Source organism: Pseudomonas sp. NY15364 (assembly GCF_048068235.1).
Lineage (GTDB): Bacteria > Pseudomonadota > Gammaproteobacteria > Pseudomonadales > Pseudomonadaceae > Aquipseudomonas > Aquipseudomonas mendocina_D.
The window spans coordinates 43,374-61,038 of sequence record NZ_JBLUPX010000005.1; the positions used below are offsets into that span (position 1 = coordinate 43,374).

Here is a 17,665-nt window from a genome sequence, read left to right on the forward strand (position 1 = left end):
CGCCTGCAATGTTGTTTCGCCGCTTCGAATCCCTGATCGACGTCTTCAAACCCAGCCCTGACGTCGCACCGCCCGCCGGCATGCTGCGCTTCTACGGTCACTACCTGAAACAGGTGTGGCCGCTGATGCTGGCCGTGCTGGTGATCGGCTTCTTCGCTGCCCTGATCGAGGTCGCGCTGTTCGCCTTCCTCGGCCAGTTGATCGACATGGCCCAAGCCAGCACGGATGCCAGCAGCTTCTTCAGCGAGCACCAGAACGAGCTGCTGTGGATGCTACTGGTGGCGCTGGTCATCCGCCCCGTGGTGTTCGGCCTGCACAATCTGCTCACGCACCAGGCGGTCAATCCGGGCCTGACCAACCTGATTCGCTGGCAGAACCATCGCTACGTACTCAAGCAGAGCCTGAGCTTCTTCCAGAACGACTTCGCCGGGCGTATTGCCCAGCGCGTGATGCAGACCGGCCCCTCGCTACGCGACTCGGCGATGCAGGTGATCGACGCACTGTGGCATGTGGTGGTCTATGCCGGCAGCGCGCTGTACCTGTTCGCCGCCGCCGATCTGCGCCTGGTGGTGCCGCTGGCGTTGTGGATCGTCGGTTACAGCGCGGCGCTGTGGTACTTCGTGCCGCGCATCAAGGCGCGCTCGGCCGCCGCCTCCTCGGCGCGCTCGAAAGTCATGGGCCGGGTCGTCGATGGCTACAGCAACATCGCCACGCTCAAACTGTTCGCCCACTCGCAGGAAGAGGAAAGCTACGCCCGCGAAGCCATGCAGGACCTGCTCGACAAGTTCCGCCTGCAGTCACGCACCATCACTGCGCTGGACTTTCTCATCACCTGCCTCAATGGCGTGCTGATCGTCGGCACCGGTGCGCTGGCCCTATGGCTGTGGAGCCAGTCGCTGATCACCACCGGCGCCATCGCCCTGGCGCTGGGCCTGGTGATCCGCATCAACAACATGGCCGAGTGGATCATGTGGGTGGTCAACGGCATCTTCGAAAACGTCGGCACCGTGCAGGACGGCATGCAGAGCATCGTGCAGCCACGCCAGGTACTTGACCGCGCCGACGCCAAACCGATCCAGGTGCAGCAGGGCAGCGTGCGCTTCGACGACATCCACTTCCACTACGGTAAGCGCGGCGGCGTGATCGCCGGCCTCAGCATCGATATTCGCCCCGGCGAAAAGATCGGCCTGGTCGGCCCGTCCGGCGCCGGCAAGTCGACCCTGGTCAACCTGCTGCTACGCCTCTATGACCTGGAAAGCGGCCGCATCCTGATCGACGATCAGGATATCGCCACGGTGACTCAGGAGAGCCTGCGCGCCAACATCGGCGTGGTGACCCAGGACACCTCGCTGCTGCACCGCTCGATCCGCGACAACCTGCGTTACGGCAAGCCCGCAGCCAGCGACGAGGAGCTGTGGGAGGCGGTACGCAAGGCCCGCGCCGATGCCTTCATCCCCACCCTCGACGACAGCCAGGGCGGCCGTGGCATGGATGCGCAGGTCGGTGAACGCGGCGTGAAGCTGTCCGGCGGTCAGCGCCAGCGCATCGCCATCGCCCGCGTACTGCTCAAGGACGCGCCGATCCTGGTGCTGGACGAAGCCACCTCGGCACTGGATTCGGAAGTGGAAGCGGCCATTCAGGAAAGCCTGGACAGCCTGATGGAAGGCAAAACGGTGATCGCCATCGCCCACCGCCTGTCGACCATCGCGCGGATGGATCGCCTGGTGGTGATCGACCAGGGCCAGGTTATCGAAACCGGCACCCATGCCGAGCTGATTGCCCACGGCGGTCTGTATGCACGCCTGTGGCAGCATCAGACCGGTGGTTTCGTCGGGGTGGAGTAAAACTGTGGGAGGGGCTTCAGCCGCGACTCGCCGCTATGACTGCATGGATGCAGGAGGTAGAGCGAAGCAGGATGCCAGAGCCGAAAGCGCCTCCCACAACAGCCAGATTACTCCGCAGCCGGCTTCTTGCGCTTGAGCGGCGCGCTGCCATCTTCACTGACCAACGACGATGGCTTGCCAGCCGGTCGTGGGCCGGTCTTGCGCTTGGGTGCGGCGGCCTTCTTCGGGTCTTTCTTCTCGGTCTTTTTCTTCTTGCTGCCGGCAGCCTTGCCGGACGCCTTGAGGTTCTTCGGCCCCTGGTAAACGCCTTTCAGCTCCTTGATGGTGCGACGCTCGAAACGCTGCTTGAGGTAGCGTTCGATGCTCGACATCAGGTTCCAGTCGGTGTGGCAGATCAGCGACACCGCCAGGCCTTCGCCACCGGCGCGGCCGGTACGACCGATGCGGTGCACGTACTCGTCGCCGGAACGCGGCATGTCGAAGTTGATCACCAGATCCAGACCTTCGACGTCCAGGCCACGCGCCGCCACGTCGGTGGCCACCAGCACCTTGACCGCGCCCTGGCGCAGGCGCTCGATGGCCAGCTTGCGATCCTTCTGGTCCTTCTCGCCATGCAGCACGAACGCCTTGACCCCGGCGGTCACCAGCTTGCCGTACAGGCGGTCGGCCTGCACACGGGTGTTGGTGAAGACGATGGCCTTGTCGTAGGCCTCGTTGGTCAGCAACCAGTCGACCAGCTGTTCCTTGTGGTAGTTGTGGTCGGCCGTGATGATCTGCTGGCGGGTACCCTCATTGAGCTGGCTGACGCTGTTGAGCATCAGGTGCTGCGGGTCCTTAAGTACCTTGGCGACCATCTCGCGCAGGCCATTGCCGCCGGTGGTGGCGGAGAACAGCAGGGTCTGGTGCGGCCCGCAAGCCTCGGCCAGACGCTGGGCGTCTTCGGCAAAGCCCATGTCGAGCATGCGGTCAGCCTCGTCGAACACCAGCACTTCGACCTCGTCCAGCGGCAGGTTGCCGGCGTTGGCGTGCTCGATCAGGCGGCCCGGCGTGCCGATCAGGATATCGATCTTGCGCATCATTGCGGCCTGCACCTTGAAGTCCTCGCCACCGGTCACCAGGCCGGCCTTGAGGAAGGTGAACTGGGCAAAGCGCTCGACTTCCTTGAGCGTCTGCTGGGCCAGCTCGCGGGTTGGCAGCAGGATCAGCGCGCGAATGCTCAGGCGCTGCTTGGAGTTGCCATCACCGAGCAGGCGATTGAGCAGCGGCAGAACGAAAGCGGCGGTCTTGCCGCTGCCGGTCTGGGCAATCACCCGTAGGTCCTTGCCCTCCAGCGCAGGCGGAATCGCTGCCGCCTGCACCGGAGTCGGCTCGACGAAATTAAGCTCGGCCACGGCTTTCAGCAGGCGTTCATGCAGGGCGAATTGGGCAAACACGGGGGCACTACCTCAGAGAAATCGACAAAACGGTGCATAGCCTAACGGTTTCCGCCGCCGGGGCCGAATTTCTTTGCATGAAACTCGCGTTCAGGCGACGACGGGCGGCTGCCTGGAGTCACTATCCGGCAGGAGCAGATCGGCCGCGATGTCGTGCTGGTCGCCATCGCGACCGGGATCGTCTACGAAATCCTGCGTAACGTGCTGGACTGATCAGCGAACGCGCCGACGAGTGGCACGACCTCTGCCGAACTTGTTCTGCGGCCATCGATCTATCTCTCAGATAACCCGCGTGCGGAGGCACCATGAACGCTTCGCTGATCTACCACGTCACGTCGAGCCTTGACGGCTATATCGCGCGTCCCGATGGCCGCATCGACTGGTTCGATTCGCCACGGCAGGCCGATGAAGAGTATGCCTTTCAGTACTTCTATTCCGGCATAGATGCCCTGCTGATGGGCCGCGGCACCTACGAGGCGTTGCTCAAACGGGGCGGTCCCTGGCCTTACCCCGGCAAGCCCTGCGTGGTGCTGACTCGCCTCGCGCTACCGCGCGCCGCGGACGAAATACAGCTGACGCACTGCACACCGGCTCAAGCCGTAGCTGCACTGAAGGAGGCCGGTTTCCAGCGCATCTGGCTGGTCGGCGGCAGCCTGCTGGCGGGTAACTGCTACACCGCCGGACTGATCGACGAAGTGGTGATCAACCTGGTACCGCACCTGCTCGGCGCCGGTATTCCACTGCTGGCCACCGGCATCGAACGCAGCCTGACGCTGAGCGAGCAACGCCGCTTCAACAACGTCACGTTGCAAGTGCACTACCAGGTGCAGAAGCAGGCCAGCATACCAACGCAGATCCCCGCGCCGCGAATCAACGCGGCCTGATGTTCTCGCGCTGCTGCTTGCGCAGCAGCCGGGCACTGTCCCAGCCGACCAGCAGCACAGCCGCCCAGATCGGCAGGTAGGTCAACCACTGCCCCGCATCGAAAGTCTCGCCCAGCACCAGTAGCGCCACGGCGAACAACAGCACTGGCTCTACATAGCTGAGAATGCCGAACAGCCCCAGGGGCAGCAGCCGGCTGGACGCGATGTACGCAGCGAAGGCCAGCGTACCGATCAGCGCCATCACCGGCACCAGCAACCACAGCAGCGGCCGCTCAGCGAATGCGCCAACCGGCCCGTAGGCAACGATCAGCCAAATCGCCAACGGCGCCAGCATCAGCATCTCCACCACGAAACCGGATAGCGCATCGAGGCGCATCCAGCGGCGCAGCATGAAGTATGGCGGATACCCCAACGCAGTGATCAGCGTCAGCCAGGAGAACGCCTGGGTGCGCCACAGTTCGTGCAGCACGCCGAGCATGGCGCAGCTCACTGCCAAGCGCTGCAGCGGGCGCAGGCGCTCGCCGTAGAACAGCCGACCAGTCAGCACCATTGCCAACGGCAGCAGGAAGTACCCCATGGACACTTCCAGCATATGCCCGGCCAAGGGCGCCCAGAGAAACAGCCCCCACTGCACGCCGATCAAAGCCGCCGCCAGCGGGCAGGCAGCCAACAACAGCGGCTCGTGGCGCAGACGCACGAAGGTTTCGCGCAGCAAGGTGGTCTGCCCTGCCAGCAGCACCAGCAGCAGCACCAACGGAATCGACCAGAGCACGCGCTGAGCGAATATCTGCACGCCATCGAGCGGCGTCAGCCACTGCACGTAGCCAGGCAGCACGGCAAACAGCATCGAGGCGCCAACCGATAGCGCCACTCCCCGCCCGGACAATTGCATCAGCGCACCTCGGCAGGCGTGCGACGCGTACGCCCCAGATTGACCAGCGGTAGCGACGCCGCAATCACCGCACCGCCCAGAGCCAGGCGCAGCAGATCGGCGTCGTGATTCCAGATCAGCAGATTGACCAGCAAACCGGCCGGCACCAGCGCATTGTTCATCACCGCCAGGGTGCCACCATCGACCAGGCTGGCGCCTTTGTTCCACCAATACAGTCCCAATCCGGACGCCACCACACCAAGCCAGACCAGCACGCTCCACTGCAGTGCGTTGCTAGGCAGACGCTCGCCGTTACCCAGCAGCAGGAACGCGGGCAGCGCAATCAGCAAGGCGCCCAGATAGAAGAAGCCGAAGCGCCGGTACTGCGGCTCGCTCGAGGGGTGTTTGAGCAGCAGATGCTTGTACAGTACCTGCCCGGCAGCGAAGGTGAAGTTGGCGACCTGCAGCAACAGGAAACCGAGCAAAAAGCCGCTGCTGATACCGTCGTAGCGGATGATCCCGGCGCCCAGCACGGCCACCAGAGCGGCGACCAGCGCCCAGGGGTTGAATCGACGATTGAGGGCATCCTCGATCAGCGTCACGTGTAGCGGCGTGAGGATGGTGAACAGCAACACCTCCGGCACCGTCAGCACCGAGAAACTCAGGTACAGGCACACGTAGGTGATGCCGAACTGCAGCGCGCCGATCAGCAGCATGCCGCGCACGAAGGCCGGGGCATGGCCGCGCCAACGGGTCAGCGGCACGAACAGCAGACCGGCGATGACGATGCGCGTCAGCACCGCGAAGTAGCTGTCGACCCGGCCGGCAAGGTACTCACCGATCAGGCTGAAGGAAAACGCCCACAGCAGGGTCACGATCAACAGATAGCGCATGGTCACCTCAGGAACAGGCGGCGACCTTAGCGCGTTCATCGCGGGCGTACAATCGACAGTAGGCGAACCCCACCGGCCTCACGTGCAAGCCGTCGCCACCGGGCAAGAGCTTGTCGCCAGGCCCAGCCGGTCATTGCTTGCGCAATGCCCGGCAGAAGCGCCCAGGAGCCCAGGCGCCAGGAGAGTTTCGGATCAGGCCACTTCAGCCAGCTTGGCTTTGGCCTGGGCCAGGCCTTTTTCGCTGAACTCGGCGCCCAAGTTCAGGCCTTCGGCATGAATGAACTGCACATCGTGGATGCCGATGAAGGCCAACGCCTGACGCAGGTAGGGCTCCTGATGATCCAGGCCGCTGCCGGCGTAGATCCCGCCACGAGCCGTGAGCACGAAGGCACGCTTGCCGGTCAGCAGGCCCTGTGGCCCGGTTTCGGTGTACTTGAAGGTGACGCCAGCGCGCAGCACATGGTCGAGCCAAGCCTTGAGGGTGCTGGGGATGGCGAAGTTGTACATCGGCGCAGCCAGCACCAGCACATCGGCAGCCAGCAGCTCATCGGTCAGTTGATTGGAGCGGGCCAGGGCAGCTTTCTCGGCATCGCTCTGCTGCTCGCTCGGGGTCATCCAGCCACCCAGCAGCGTGGCGTCGAGATGCGGCACCGGCTCGGCCGCCAGATCACGCACCAGGACCTGATCAGCCGGGTGCGCAGCCTGCCAATTGGCGATGAATTGCTGGGTCAGCTCGCGGGAGACCGAACCTTGCTGGCGGGCGCTGCTTTCGATTACGAGAATACGGGACATGTCTGAGGCTCCATCGAGATGAACAAGAGTCGATGGAGCAGAGAATAGAGATGCGACTTTCGATAAAAAAGCGTAAATATCCGCTTACATATATCGACTAATTTGATTTATCGACGGGTCGCATCTAGGCTTCCATCACTTCAGGTTGCAGGTCAGCTTGATCCGCAGACGAATCACGCTACGGGTGAACTTGACCGCCATGTTGTTGCTGGCGCCAGGCGCCAACACGGTACGCCGGATGCGCGGTGCCTCGGGGCCATTTTGGAACACGGCACTGCACTCGGCTTCGCTCTGACCGTAGTTGTAGAGCATCAGAGCCGCCATGTTGTGGTCGATTTCCTGAGTGGTGGCGGAGACCTCGGCGCCGTTGAACTGTTTTTCCACCTCGATGGGGTAGGCATAGGCAGCCAACGGCATACAGGCCAGCAGCAAGCAGATTATTTTTTTCATCGGTGCTCTCCAACATGGGATCGCCAGTGTAGGTGGAGATCGTCGGCGATAACAGCCGACTCAGGCAGGATGATGTGATGAAAGCTCCTCGCGTAACCCTGGATCAATGGCGCACGTTGCAGGCCGTGGTGGATCAGGGCGGCTTCGCCCAGGCCGCCGAGGTGCTGCACCGCTCGCAGTCCTCGGTCAGCTATACCGTGGCACGTATGCAGGAACAGCTCGGTGTACCGCTGCTGCGCATCGACGGTCGCAAGGCCGTGCTCACCGAAGCCGGCGATGTATTGCTGCGCCGCTCACGGCAACTGGTCAAGCAGGCCAGCCAGCTGGAAGACCTGGCCCACCACATGGAACAGGGATGGGAAGCCGAAGTGCGCCTGGTGGTGGATGCCGCCTACCCCACCGCCAACCTCGTCCGAGCCCTGACCGCCTTCATGCCGCAAAGCCGCGGCTGCCGCGTACGCCTGCGCGAGGAAGTGCTGTCCGGCGTCGAGGAAGTGCTGCTCGAAGGCACCGCCGACCTGGCCATCAGTGCGCTGAACATCACCGGTCACCTGGGCATCGAGCTGGGTGAAGTGGAATTCGTCGCCGTCGCCAACCCGGAACACCCACTACATCGCCTGCAACGCGAGCTGAGCTTTCAGGACCTGGAAGGCCAGATGCAGGTGGTCACCCGTGACAGTGGCCGCTTGCAGCCGCGCGACGCCGGCTGGCTGGGCGCAGAACAGCGCTGGACAGTGGGCAGCCTGCCGACCGCACGCACCTTCGTCAGCAGCGGCCTGGGCTTCGCCTGGCTGCCACGCCACCTGATCGTCCGTGAACTGCAGGAAGGCCTGCTGAAACCCTTGCCCCTGACCCAGGGCGGTCTGCGCAAACCGCGCTTCTTCCTCTACAGCAACAAGGAGCGCGTACTCGGTCCGGCTACACAGATTCTCATCGAGCTGATCAAGAACTTCGACGCGGCGCCGCTGGACGCCGCCTTCGCCGCGCCGCAGTCGCCCAACTGAGAGCCCGCCCATGTCCTACTTCGACAACGACGGTTGCCAACTGCATTACGAAGACTACGGTCACGGCACGCCCCTGCTACTGGTGCATGGCCTGGGCTCGAGCACGCGCGACTGGGAATACCAGATCCCGGTGCTCGCCCAGCACTATCGGGTCATCGCCCTCGACGTGCGCGGCCATGGCCGTTCGGACAAGCCGCGCGAGGCTTATCGCATCGCCGATTTTGCCGAGGATGTCGCCGCCCTGATCGACCACCTGCAGCTTGCACCCGTGCATCTGGTGGGCATCTCCATGGGTGGGATGATCGGCTTCCAGCTCGGCGTAGACCGCCCCGAACTGCTGCGCAGCCTGACCATCGTCAACAGCGGTCCAGAGGTGAAGGCCAAGAGCGCACGCGACTGGCTGGAAATCGGTAAACGCTGGACGCTCTCGCGCCTGCTCAGCCTGGACACCATCGCCAAGGCGCTGGGCAAGCTGCTGTTCCCCAAACCGGAGCAGGCCGAACTGCGTCGCAAGGTCGAAGAACGCTGGCCGCAGAACGACAAACGCGCCTACCTCGCCAGCCTTGACGCGATCATCGGCTGGGGCGTGCGTGAACGCCTCGATCGCATCACCTGTCCTACCCTGGTGATCAGCGCCGACCGTGACTACACGCCCATTGAACGCAAGCGCGAATACGTGGCAGAAATGCCCAACGCGCGCCTGCTGATCATCGAAAACTCGCGCCACGCCACACCACTGGATCAACCAGAACGCTTTAATAACGCCCTGCTCGCCTTTCTCGGCGAGACCGCCAACAAGGAAAACTGACCATCATGCTCAAGCAACTCGTTCTCGCCATCGGCGCCCTGCTGCTGTCCTCCAGCCTGCTGGCCGCAGAAAATCCCAAGGTCCTGCTGACCACCAGCCTGGGTGAAGTGGAAGTAGAGCTGGCCGCCGACAAGGCGCCAATCAGCACGCAGAACTTTCTCAAGTACGTCGACAGTGGCTTCTACAACGGCACCCAGTTCCACCGGGTGATTCCGGGCTTCATGGTCCAAGGCGGTGGTTTCGATGCCGACATGCGCCAGAAGGACACCAACGCGCCGCTCAAGAACGAAGCCGACAATGGCCTGCACAACGTGCGCGGCACCCTGGCCATGGCCCGTACTCAGGTACGCGACTCGGCCACCAGCCAGTTCTTCATCAACCACAAGGACAACGCCTTCCTCGACCACAGCTCGCGTGACTTCGGCTACGCCGTATTCGGCAAGGTCACCCGCGGCATGGACGTGGTGGACAAGATCGCCCAGGTCCCCACCGGCAACCGCGGCATGCACCAGAACGTACCGCGCGAGCCAGTGCTGATCATCGACGCCAAGCGTCTGTAAAGTCCCGTAGGGTGCGCCGTGCGCACGGCGCACCCTACAACTGAAACGACAAAGCCGCCCATTGGGCGGCTTTGTCTTTTAACGGAGGCGCTTATTTTTCGACGAAGGCGCGCTCGATCAGGTAATCCCCCGGCTCACGCATGCGCGGGGAAATCTTCAGGCCGAAGCTGTCGAGCACTTCGCTGGTCTCGTCGAGCATGCTCGGGCTGCCGCAGATCATGGCGCGGTCGTCCTGCGGGTTGATCGGCGGCAGGCCGATATCGGCGAACAGTTTGCCGCTGCGCATCAGGTCGGTCAGACGGCCCTGATTCTCGAACGGCTCGCGCGTCACGGTCGGGTAGTAAATCAGCTTGTCCTTCAGCGCATCGCCGAAGAATTCGTTCTGCGGCAGGTGCTCGGTGATGAATTCGCGGTAGGCGACTTCGTTCACGTAGCGCACGCCGTGGACCAGGATCACCTTCTCGAAGCGCTCGTAGGTTTCCGGGTCCTGGATCACGCTCATGAACGGCGCCAGGCCGGTGCCGGTGCTGAGCAGATAGAGGTGCTTGCCGGGGTTGAGGTCATCGAGCACCAGCGTGCCGGTGGGCTTCTTGCTGATGATGATCTCGTCGCCTTCCTTCAAGTGCTGCAGTTGCGAAGTCAGCGGGCCGTCCGGCACCTTGATGCTGAAGAATTCCAGGTGCTCTTCCCAGTTCGGGCTGGCGATGGAGTAGGCGCGCATCAGCGGGCGGCCGCTGTCCTGCTGCAGGCCGATCATCACGAACTGACCATTCTCGAAGCGCAGACCCGGGTCGCGGGTGCACTTGAAGCTGAACAGCGTATCGTTCCAGTGGTGGACGCTGAGCACGCGCTCGACGTTCATATTGCTCATGATGATTTCCTCGAAGAACTTCAGCGCCAAAGGCGCGATTGCGCGGCATTCTATTCGCGGCAACAATATCTGTTAAGTGGATTATCAAGATATAGGTTATCGGTTATATCGATATGCGATTTACTCTCAGACAACTTCAGGTGTTCGTTGCCGTGGCGCAGCATGAAAGCGTCTCGCGCGCCGCGCAATCGCTCGCATTGTCGCAGTCTGCGACCAGCACTTCGCTGACCGAACTGGAACGCCAATCCGACTGCCAGTTGTTCGATCGCGCCGGCAAGCGCCTCGCGCTCAATGCCCTGGGCCGACAGCTACTACCCGAGGCGGTGGCGCTGATCGACCAGGCGCGCGAAATCGAACGCCTGCTGGGTGGCAAGAGCGGTTATGGCTCGCTGAACGTCGGCGCCACCCTGACCGTGGGCAACTATCTGGCCACCCTGCTGATTGGCAGTTTCATGCAGCGCCACCCCGAATGCAGGGTGAAGCTGCAGGTCCACAACACCGCCCATGTGGTGCAGCAAATCGCCCACTACGAGCTGGACCTGGGCTTGATCGAAGGCGACTGTCAGCACCCGGATATCGAGGTGCAACCGTGGGTCGAGGACGAACTGGTGGTGTTCTGCGCGCCGCAACACCCGCTGGCCCAACGCGGCAGTGCCAGCCTGGAAGAGCTGACGCACGAAGCCTGGATTCTGCGTGAGCAAGGGTCGGGCACACGACTGACTTTCGATCAGGCCATGCGTCATCACCCGCGCAATTTGAACATTCGCCTGGAGCTGGAACACACCGAGGCAATCAAGCGCGCCGTGGAATCCGGCCTGGGCATCGGCTGCATCTCACGCCTGGCGCTGCGCGACGCCTTTCGTCGCGGCAGCCTGACGCCAGTGGAAACTCCGGAGCTGGATCTGCGCCGGCAGTTCTACTTCATCTGGCACAAGCAGAAGTACCAGACAGCGGCGATGCGCGAATTTCTTGAACAGTGTCGTGCGCTGACCGCCGGCGTCAGTCGCAGCGATCAGATCGTTCTGCCGCCGATCGTCTGAGCGTCAGCCAAGCAGGATGACTGCCCAGACCGAGGCGATCATGCACAGCGCCACGAACTGCGCGGCGCTGCCCATGTCCTTGGCATTCTTCGACAGCGGATGGCGCTCCAGCGAAATGCGGTCGATGGCTGCCTCGATCGCCGAGTTGAGCAACTCGACGATCAGCGCCAGCAGACAGACGGCCACCATCAGCGCACGCTCACCGCGGCTGACGTCAAGGACGAAAGCCGATGGAATCAGCACCAGATTGAGCAACACCAGCTGGCGAAAGGCTGCTTCGCCGAAGAACGCGGCGCGCAGGCCATCGAGCGAATAGCCGGCAGCGTTGAGGATACGTTTCAGGCCGGTCTGACCCTTGAATGGCGACATGCGCCTCACCCCTTATGGACGAGGCGCGCAGCTTACTGCATCCGCAGCACGAGCACCTATATGCGAGATCGCGAGCTATACGATAGCAAATGAGCCGGCGCAGTTTACGGGCTGTAAATGAGCAGGCCGAGCCTGCTTTCAACGCAGCCCCGATGCGCAGCTCACTGCGCGGGGATCGATTCCATCTGCTGCAACAGCAACGCCGCCTGAGTGCGGGTGCGCACGCCCAGCTTGCGAAAGATCGCCGTCACATGCGCCTTGACCGTCGCCTCGGACACGCTCAGTTCATAGGCAATCTGCTTGTTCAACAGCCCTTCACAGACCATGGTCAAGACGCGGAACTGCTGCGGTGTCAGGCTGGCCAGGCCGGCACTGGCCGCCTTGGCCTCGGCGGAAACCGGCGCCCCCTCCTCGGCCAGCGGCGGCCACCAGGTGTCACCATCGAGTACATGTCGCACCGCTTGCTGCAAGGTTTCCAGTGGGCTGGATTTGGGAATGAAGCCACTGGCCCCGAATTCGCGGGAGCGGTTGACCACGGAGGCTTCTTCCTGAGCGGAGATCATCACCACAGGGATCTGCGGGTACTGCCCACGCAGCAATACCAGACCGGAAAAACCGTAGGCACCGGGCATATTGAGGTCAAGCAGGACCAGGTCCCAATCACTCTTGGCGGCAAGGTGGTTTTCAAGCTCGGCGATACTGGCAGCTTCTACCAGATGCACTTCAGGCCCCAGGCCCAGGGTCAGAGCTTGTTGCAGCGCGCTGCGAAACAGCGGGTGGTCGTCAGCAATCAGGATTTCGTAGGCGGCCATTGGCAGATCCTGTTCTTGTTATAAGTGGCACTGAGGTGAGTATGGCAGTGCTTTTCGCCTGACGACCCGCTCAAGCCTGCTCAATGAGCATCACAGACTCCCCACTCGGACCGACGGCGGCGCTCAGCATGCCGAGCTGTGACGGGGTGGTCAAGCTCAATGCTTTGCGGCAGGATGCGCAACTTTCCCGCCGAGACGCCCCAATGCGAAGCCAAGCCCTGCGCGCCGACCTGTTGATGCTGATTACCGCGATGATTTGGGGCAGCGCCTTCGTCGCCCAGCGTCTGGGCATGGATAACATCGGCCCCTTCCTTTATACCGGCCTGCGCTTCACCCTCGCCTGCCTGGTTCTGTTGCCGGTGCTGGCGTTGCTGCAGCGTCGCCAACAGCGGCCCGCTGCACCACTGAATCGCAACCTGCTGGTGGGTGGTGTGATCATGGGGCTGGCGCTGTCGCTAGGGATCAACCTGCAGCAGGTCGGCCTGCTGTTCACTACGGTGACCAACTCCGGCTTCATCACCGGTTTGTACGTGATCGTGGTACCGATTCTCGGCCTGCTGATCGGCCAGCGCAGCAGCGCCGGCATCTGGTTGGGCGCCAGCCTGGCAGTGGTCGGCATGTTCCTGCTCAGCGTCGGCGAAGGCTTCACCGTGGCCTCGGGCGACTGGCTGCAACTGGCCGGCGCCTTTGTCTGGGGTATTCATGTGCTGCTGGTAGGTTTCTTCGCCGGCCGTCATGACCCGTTGCGCCTGGCCTTCATCCAGTTCGCCACCTGCGCGGTGATCAGCCTGGCCCTGGCCCTGGTGTTCGAGACCGCGACGCTGGACGGCATTGTCAAAGCTGCCCCGGCCATTCTCTATGGCGGCGTATTCGGCGTGGCGATCGGTTTCACCCTGCAGGTGGTGGCGCAGCAACATGCCATCGCCTCGCATGCAGCGATCATTCTCTCGCTGGAGGCGGTGTTCGCTGCCATCGCCGGCGCCCTGTTGCTCGGCGAAGTGCTGGCGCTGCGTGGCTACCTGGGTTGCGCGCTGATGTTTGGCGGGATGTTGCTGGCTCAACTGTGGCCCAAGCCACTGCAAAGTGAACTCAGCGGTACGTCTGCAAACGCTGGTGCAGAGCGTCGTTGAGATCCAGCGGCAAACGCCGTTTGGCGGCCAGATAATGTTGGCTGAACACATCGAGATAATCGTCCAGCGCCTCGCCGGCACGCAGGTCGCCAGCCAGTTCCAGGCACATGGCGGCCACCTCGGCGGTGCACAGGTGCTCACCACGGGTAGAACGACGCAGGCGATAGCGCGATAGTTGCGCTGGCGTCAGGCTCAGCACTGGCAGCGCATCCAGATAGGGGCTCTTGCGAAACATCTTGCGCGCCTCGGTCCAGGTGGCGTCGAGTAACACGAACAGCGGACGCTTGCCGGGCGCAAGCCGCACCTCCTCTACCACGCGCTGTGGCGCCACATATTCGCCGGGAAAGACCAGATACGGCTGCCACTGCGGATCGGCCAAAAGCTCCAGCAGCGCCGGATCGACGGCCGTGCGCGTCCAGCCGAAGGCGTGGGTTTCAGGCACCACATCAGCGATCAGCCAACCGGTATTGCTCGGTTTCAGCGCCTCGATGTCATGCATCACCAGGCACATGGCGGCATTCGCCTCGACCTGCGGGCGCCAGGCACACAGGCAATGGGTCGGCTGCACCCGACAGTGCAGGCAACGCTCGGCACGCGAGCCACGGGCAACGAAGGGTTTGAGGCTGCGCGCCAGGCGCTCTGTGCGCAGGCGGGCGACGGCATGTGGGGCTGGATGAGTCATGGAAGGCGCAACGGCGATTGGGCGCGCGATTCTAACACCTCACCCGCACCGCTGGCGGGCCAGAACCAGTAGACTGCAACCGTCACAGGCCAATGGCCACTGCCGCGAACATTCACGACCGTGGCCTGTCCAAGGCTGTCCACGCTTTCAGGAGTTACATCACATGCTGCGTTACATCCTTCCTGCCCTCGCACTCAGCCTGATGCTTGCCACCGCCCAGGCCGCCTCTCTGAAGGAAATGGAGCTGACTCGTACCCTGGAGCAGGTCGCCCGACAGAGCAGTGAGGGCACGCCACGGGCGATCAACGAGGACATTCTCGATCAGGGCTATACCGTGGAAGGTCACACGCTGATCAACCACCTCAGCGTGCGCCCGGCGCATGCGGCAAACATGCGCGGCAACCCGGACATCGTGCGCAGCCAACTGGCGGCCAGCGTCTGCCGCAATCCGGGCTATCGCAGCCTGCTGGCCCAAGGCGCGCAGCTGCGTTATCAGTTCAGCGAGTACCGCAGCAACCTTCCGGTTACCGTCGAAACCTTCGACAAGGGTGATTGCGGCCTGTAAGTACTGGCCAGGCTCAGCCTCGCTGCGCCCGGCGCTGGGCGTCATCGGCGCGCAACTCGGCGAGCAGGGCCTCCATGTAGCGTGAGCGTCGCCTACCCCCTTCGAGGCGACGCACGCACTCCTCCTGCAGACTCAACTGGTTGATTCGTGCCGCCTCCTGCAGCATGCGATAGAGGTCGGTGTCGAACTCCACAATCAGCCTGGGCATACCTGCCCCTCCCTTGCAATTGCCCCAACCCGATCATTCAGCGCAGGATATTGGGATCTCCCGTGCCGGCCAGCGCGGCCCGTTCCTCGGTAGTAAGCCAGGCATCGACCGCTGTGCCCAGCACCTCGGCGACACTCTGCAACACATGCGCCCAGGTACAGCCGTTGGCGAACAGCATGCCGGCTTCGTCGAAGGTGCCGCCACGGTTGCGATAACCCAGTGCCCGACAGAACGTGCCCTCGCCCAACACCGTGGACAAATGCCCCCGTGCCACCTCCGGGCGCATATGGCTGAGCAATACGCGCCGCCGGTACGCAGCGGGAAACAACGCTTCATGCTCTGCAGGCGTAGCCAGCGCCGGTGCTTCCCAGGCATCACGCGCCCCCCGAAAACGTCCCGGCTCCTGCAAGTAAATCAGACGCCAGGCCACCGCATGCTGACTCAGACGAACGGCAGCACGGCGCATCGCGTGCAACTGGTAACTGCCGCTGGCGATCAGCAGCACCGGCTCGCCCTCGCCCTCGGCAGCCACCAGCAAGGCACCATCACGGGCCAGCTGCTGCGCCTGCGCGGCCGTGAAGCTGCAGGGCTGCTCGCGCTTGGCCACCACCAGGCAAGCCAACCTGCCGCGCTCCTGATAGATGCCTGGCAGCAGCGCCAGCAGCGAATTGTGGTCGGCCGGCAGCAGCACGCGCATGACATCGTGCATCTCGCCCAGCAGCGCCTCACAGAAGGTGGTGTCCTGGTGCGATTGCTGGTTCTTGCCGTTCTCCCAGGTGTGCGAAGTCGCCACCAGCGGCCAACCCAGCCAGCCAGCCGGTCGCCCGGCCTCTTTCTGCTGGCGGGCGAAGATCAGGCTCTGACGCACCGCGCCGAGCATCTTCACGCAGAACGCCTCGTAACTGGCCACCAGGTTCAGACCGCCCTGGTTGGCCAGACAGGCGGAAACCACGGCCTCCTCGTTGAGCGCCGTGATCACCGCGCCATGCACTGATTCCAGCTCGCTTTCCGGCTGGCTGACACGGTGCTTGAGCGCCTTCAGCACGCCACCCAAGCGGTTGCTGGCCAGTTCGTCCGGGTTGCCGACACGGGCACGTAACTGCGGATTGGCCCGTACCAGATCGACAAAGTAGCGATCCAGCGCACTCATGGGCGAACAGGCCTTGTCGTGAAAATGCAGCGCTGGCTGTACCGGCTGCGCGGGTTGACGACGGGCCAGTGGATTGTCTCGTTCAGGCTCACGCCCCTTGCCGGCAGCGAATAGGCTGCAGGCCTCAGCCAATGCCTGGGGCTGCACCCACAACGCCGCCGCATGCTGGTTGAACAGTTCGCGTGCGTGCGCATCGAGCGCCGGGCTGGCCGGTAGCGGCAGGTTGTGCGCGGCATTGCTGCCAGCGCCATAGAAGCCATAGCCCTTGGTGGTTTCGGCAATGCCGTAGGGCATGGGCAGGGGATAGTCGATCAGTTCGCGATTGCGCTCATCGACCCGATGCGCCAGGCGCTGCTCCATTTCCCACAGCGCACAGACGAAAGCTGCCGGGTCACGTCCATCGAAGCTCAGCGGATCGAAACCACAGCCGCGCAGGTGCCGGCGAAAGCCCTCCAGCCCCTCCAGCGTGCCGAGTTCGGTACGCTGCTCGATACGCCGACCGTTGGCGATCATCACCGGCAGCGCCACACCACAATCCTCGGCACGCCACCAGCGCGGCATCCAGTCACTGCCGCGCTGCTCCTCGGCAGCACCGTCGGAGAGGAACGCCACCAATTTTTCGCCCGGCAATGGCAGATGCGCGTACTGCAACTCGGCAAAGCCCAGGTAACCGCCTTCGGCGATGCCACCAGCGGTATGCGGATTGACATGGCTGCCCAGCGGCACGCCAGGGCGGCCGTCCGCTGCCTGCGCATAGCTGTAGAAATCTGCCACCAGGCGGCTCATGCCCGTTTCATCACAGGCATAGCGCTCAGCCTGCTCGGGATGCTGGTTGCCTGTCAGCAGGTTCAGCGCCTCGATTGCCGCCACGCAATGGCCCTGCCCCATCAACCAGCCACGTGTCTCGGCGGTCAGGGCATTGAGTGCCAGGTAACCGGCGTAGGCAGGCACCATGTTCAGTGCGCCACCGGTATGACCTTCCGGCACTGGTTTGAAGTCCTCGGCCTGCAGCGGCTGGCCATCGAGTCGAACGCGCTGGGCATAGGTCATGTGCACCACCAGCCAGAGGCCGGCTGCGGTCAGCGAATCCAGGGCGCGAAACAGGCGGTAGACGCTCGGCAAGTCGGGCTGCAAGCCGCTCTGCACCAGCTGATGGGCCAGACGAAAGACCGCAGCGCTGGTCTGCGGGCTATGCTGAACAGGTCCGTGGCCCGCCTGCCAGTGGGCGAAGCCGGGGTATTGCTGGGCGTGTTGAGCCAGAGTCGCGGCATCGGGCAATAGCTGAGGCATGGGTCATCT

19 protein-coding genes are annotated in these 17,665 nt (G+C 63.3%); 8 read left to right on the forward strand and 11 right to left on the reverse strand.

Annotated features, from left to right (window positions below; translation table 11 throughout):
• Positions 1-8: 8 nt before the first annotated feature.
• Positions 9-1,844 carry an ABC transporter ATP-binding protein gene (locus tag ACNFCJ_RS06170; protein ID WP_416770399.1) on the forward strand — a complete coding sequence of 612 codons (1,836 nt, stop codon included), beginning with the start codon at positions 9-11 and terminating at the stop codon, positions 1,842-1,844.
• Between the two features lie 107 nt (positions 1,845-1,951).
• Here the strand turns inward: ACNFCJ_RS06170 and ACNFCJ_RS06175 are convergent, their stop codons facing one another.
• Positions 1,952-3,277: a DEAD/DEAH box helicase gene (locus tag ACNFCJ_RS06175; RefSeq protein WP_416770401.1), complete on the reverse strand. Its 1,326-nt coding sequence runs from the start codon at positions 3,275-3,277 to the stop codon at positions 1,952-1,954.
• A gap of 305 nt (positions 3,278-3,582) precedes the next feature.
• Between ACNFCJ_RS06175 and ACNFCJ_RS06180 the strand changes: the two genes are divergently transcribed.
• The gene (locus ACNFCJ_RS06180; protein ID WP_416770403.1) at positions 3,583-4,161 is read left to right on the forward strand and encodes a dihydrofolate reductase family protein; all 579 of its coding nucleotides are present in this window, start codon (positions 3,583-3,585) and stop codon (positions 4,159-4,161) included.
• On the opposite strand, the gene rarD is transcribed toward ACNFCJ_RS06180, so the two are convergent.
• The 4 genes from rarD to ACNFCJ_RS06200 all read right to left on the reverse strand — a co-directional run bounded on the left by rarD (position 4,148) and on the right by ACNFCJ_RS06200 (position 7,167).
• Positions 4,148-5,053: an EamA family transporter RarD gene (gene rarD / locus ACNFCJ_RS06185; protein WP_416770404.1), complete on the reverse strand. Its 906-nt coding sequence runs from the start codon at positions 5,051-5,053 to the stop codon at positions 4,148-4,150. The two genes, ACNFCJ_RS06180 and rarD, sit on opposite strands and share 14 nt — an antisense overlap.
• A complete protein-coding gene (locus ACNFCJ_RS06190; protein ID WP_125833957.1) occupies positions 5,053-5,925 on the reverse strand; it encodes a carboxylate/amino acid/amine transporter in 873 nt (290 codons plus the stop codon). Before ACNFCJ_RS06190 ends, rarD begins: the two co-directional genes overlap by 1 nt.
• Before the next feature lie 192 nt (positions 5,926-6,117).
• Entirely contained in the window at positions 6,118-6,717 is a 600-nt protein-coding gene (locus ACNFCJ_RS06195; RefSeq protein ID WP_416770407.1) for an FMN-dependent NADH-azoreductase, read from the reverse strand.
• Between the two features lie 135 nt (positions 6,718-6,852).
• Positions 6,853-7,167, reverse strand: a complete 315-nt coding sequence (locus tag ACNFCJ_RS06200) for a 3-phosphoglycerate kinase (protein WP_106733068.1) — start codon at positions 7,165-7,167, stop codon at positions 6,853-6,855.
• Positions 7,168-7,244: 77 nt separating this feature from the next.
• On the opposite strand from ACNFCJ_RS06200, the gene ACNFCJ_RS06205 reads away from it, so the two are divergent.
• The 3 genes from ACNFCJ_RS06205 to ACNFCJ_RS06215 are packed head-to-tail and all read left to right on the forward strand — an operon-like array spanning position 7,245 to position 9,539.
• Positions 7,245-8,171: a LysR family transcriptional regulator gene (locus ACNFCJ_RS06205; protein ID WP_125833959.1), complete on the forward strand. Its 927-nt coding sequence runs from the start codon at positions 7,245-7,247 to the stop codon at positions 8,169-8,171.
• Positions 8,172-8,181: 10 nt separating this feature from the next.
• On the forward strand, positions 8,182-8,979 hold the full coding sequence (locus ACNFCJ_RS06210) for an alpha/beta fold hydrolase (RefSeq protein WP_416770410.1): 798 nt from the start codon (positions 8,182-8,184) through the stop codon (positions 8,977-8,979).
• A 5-nt stretch (positions 8,980-8,984) separates the two neighbouring features.
• Positions 8,985-9,539 carry a peptidylprolyl isomerase gene (locus tag ACNFCJ_RS06215; RefSeq protein WP_416770411.1) on the forward strand — a complete coding sequence of 185 codons (555 nt, stop codon included), beginning with the start codon at positions 8,985-8,987 and terminating at the stop codon, positions 9,537-9,539.
• 91 nt (positions 9,540-9,630) lie between these two features.
• On the opposite strand, the gene fpr is transcribed toward ACNFCJ_RS06215, so the two are convergent.
• Entirely contained in the window at positions 9,631-10,410 is a 780-nt protein-coding gene (fpr, locus tag ACNFCJ_RS06220) for a ferredoxin-NADP reductase (RefSeq protein ID WP_037005020.1), read from the reverse strand.
• Positions 10,411-10,523: 113 nt separating this feature from the next.
• Here fpr and ACNFCJ_RS06225 point away from each other — a divergent pair, with 113 nt between their 5' ends.
• Positions 10,524-11,450 carry a LysR family transcriptional regulator gene (locus ACNFCJ_RS06225; RefSeq protein ID WP_416770413.1) on the forward strand — a complete coding sequence of 309 codons (927 nt, stop codon included), beginning with the start codon at positions 10,524-10,526 and terminating at the stop codon, positions 11,448-11,450.
• Positions 11,451-11,453: 3 nt separating this feature from the next.
• Here ACNFCJ_RS06225 and ACNFCJ_RS06230 read toward each other — a convergent pair whose 3' ends face one another.
• On the reverse strand, positions 11,454-11,819 hold the full coding sequence (locus tag ACNFCJ_RS06230; RefSeq protein ID WP_416770415.1) for a diacylglycerol kinase: 366 nt from the start codon (positions 11,817-11,819) through the stop codon (positions 11,454-11,456).
• A gap of 161 nt (positions 11,820-11,980) precedes the next feature.
• Positions 11,981-12,631, reverse strand: a complete 651-nt coding sequence (gene erdR, locus ACNFCJ_RS06235; RefSeq protein WP_099522188.1) for a response regulator transcription factor ErdR — start codon at positions 12,629-12,631, stop codon at positions 11,981-11,983.
• Between the two features lie 203 nt (positions 12,632-12,834).
• Here erdR and ACNFCJ_RS06240 point away from each other — a divergent pair, with 203 nt between their 5' ends.
• Positions 12,835-13,761 (forward strand): DMT family transporter, encoded by a 927-nt coding sequence (locus ACNFCJ_RS06240; RefSeq protein ID WP_416770417.1) that lies wholly within the window; start codon positions 12,835-12,837, stop codon positions 13,759-13,761.
• On the opposite strand, the gene ACNFCJ_RS06245 is transcribed toward ACNFCJ_RS06240, so the two are convergent.
• Positions 13,721-14,443, reverse strand: a complete 723-nt coding sequence (locus tag ACNFCJ_RS06245) for a tRNA-uridine aminocarboxypropyltransferase (protein ID WP_143506085.1) — start codon at positions 14,441-14,443, stop codon at positions 13,721-13,723. The two genes, ACNFCJ_RS06240 and ACNFCJ_RS06245, sit on opposite strands and share 41 nt — an antisense overlap.
• 163 nt (positions 14,444-14,606) lie before the next feature.
• On the opposite strand from ACNFCJ_RS06245, the gene ACNFCJ_RS06250 reads away from it, so the two are divergent.
• Positions 14,607-15,008, forward strand: coding sequence for a quorum-sensing-regulated virulence factor family protein (locus tag ACNFCJ_RS06250; protein WP_256833730.1), 402 nt, complete (start codon positions 14,607-14,609; stop codon positions 15,006-15,008).
• A 13-nt stretch (positions 15,009-15,021) separates the two neighbouring features.
• Here the strand turns inward: ACNFCJ_RS06250 and ACNFCJ_RS06255 are convergent, their stop codons facing one another.
• Both ACNFCJ_RS06255 and ACNFCJ_RS06260 read right to left on the reverse strand, forming a co-directional pair.
• Positions 15,022-15,216 (reverse strand): hypothetical protein, encoded by a 195-nt coding sequence (locus tag ACNFCJ_RS06255; protein WP_416770419.1) that lies wholly within the window; start codon positions 15,214-15,216, stop codon positions 15,022-15,024.
• A gap of 37 nt (positions 15,217-15,253) precedes the next feature.
• Complete coding sequence (locus ACNFCJ_RS06260; RefSeq protein WP_416770421.1) at positions 15,254-17,656, reverse strand: xylulose 5-phosphate 3-epimerase; 2,403 nt, start codon at positions 17,654-17,656, stop codon at positions 15,254-15,256.
• Positions 17,657-17,665: the final 9 nt, after the last annotated feature.

Coding starts and splice junctions, on each gene's coding strand:
- ACNFCJ_RS06170 (WP_416770399.1), top strand. CDS start 9: ATGTTGTTTCGCCGCTTCGAATCCCTGATCGACGTCTTCAAACCCAGC.
- ACNFCJ_RS06180 (WP_416770403.1), top strand. CDS start 3,583: ATGAACGCTTCGCTGATCTACCACGTCACGTCGAGCCTTGACGGCTAT.
- rarD (WP_416770404.1), bottom strand. CDS start 5,053: ATGCAATTGTCCGGGCGGGGAGTGGCGCTATCGGTTGGCGCCTCGATG.
- ACNFCJ_RS06190 (WP_125833957.1), bottom strand. CDS start 5,925: ATGCGCTATCTGTTGATCGTGACCCTGCTGTGGGCGTTTTCCTTCAGC.
- ACNFCJ_RS06195 (WP_416770407.1), bottom strand. CDS start 6,717: ATGTCCCGTATTCTCGTAATCGAAAGCAGCGCCCGCCAGCAAGGTTCG.
- ACNFCJ_RS06200 (WP_106733068.1), bottom strand. CDS start 7,167: ATGAAAAAAATAATCTGCTTGCTGCTGGCCTGTATGCCGTTGGCTGCC.
- ACNFCJ_RS06205 (WP_125833959.1), top strand. CDS start 7,245: ATGAAAGCTCCTCGCGTAACCCTGGATCAATGGCGCACGTTGCAGGCC.
- ACNFCJ_RS06210 (WP_416770410.1), top strand. CDS start 8,182: ATGTCCTACTTCGACAACGACGGTTGCCAACTGCATTACGAAGACTAC.
- ACNFCJ_RS06215 (WP_416770411.1), top strand. CDS start 8,985: ATGCTCAAGCAACTCGTTCTCGCCATCGGCGCCCTGCTGCTGTCCTCC.
- fpr (WP_037005020.1), bottom strand. CDS start 10,410: ATGAGCAATATGAACGTCGAGCGCGTGCTCAGCGTCCACCACTGGAAC.
- ACNFCJ_RS06225 (WP_416770413.1), top strand. CDS start 10,524: ATGCGATTTACTCTCAGACAACTTCAGGTGTTCGTTGCCGTGGCGCAG.
- ACNFCJ_RS06230 (WP_416770415.1), bottom strand. CDS start 11,819: ATGTCGCCATTCAAGGGTCAGACCGGCCTGAAACGTATCCTCAACGCT.
- erdR (WP_099522188.1), bottom strand. CDS start 12,631: ATGGCCGCCTACGAAATCCTGATTGCTGACGACCACCCGCTGTTTCGC.
- ACNFCJ_RS06240 (WP_416770417.1), top strand. CDS start 12,835: ATGCGAAGCCAAGCCCTGCGCGCCGACCTGTTGATGCTGATTACCGCG.
- ACNFCJ_RS06245 (WP_143506085.1), bottom strand. CDS start 14,443: ATGACTCATCCAGCCCCACATGCCGTCGCCCGCCTGCGCACAGAGCGC.
- ACNFCJ_RS06250 (WP_256833730.1), top strand. CDS start 14,607: ATGCTGCGTTACATCCTTCCTGCCCTCGCACTCAGCCTGATGCTTGCC.
- ACNFCJ_RS06255 (WP_416770419.1), bottom strand. CDS start 15,216: ATGCCCAGGCTGATTGTGGAGTTCGACACCGACCTCTATCGCATGCTG.
- ACNFCJ_RS06260 (WP_416770421.1), bottom strand. CDS start 17,656: ATGCCTCAGCTATTGCCCGATGCCGCGACTCTGGCTCAACACGCCCAG.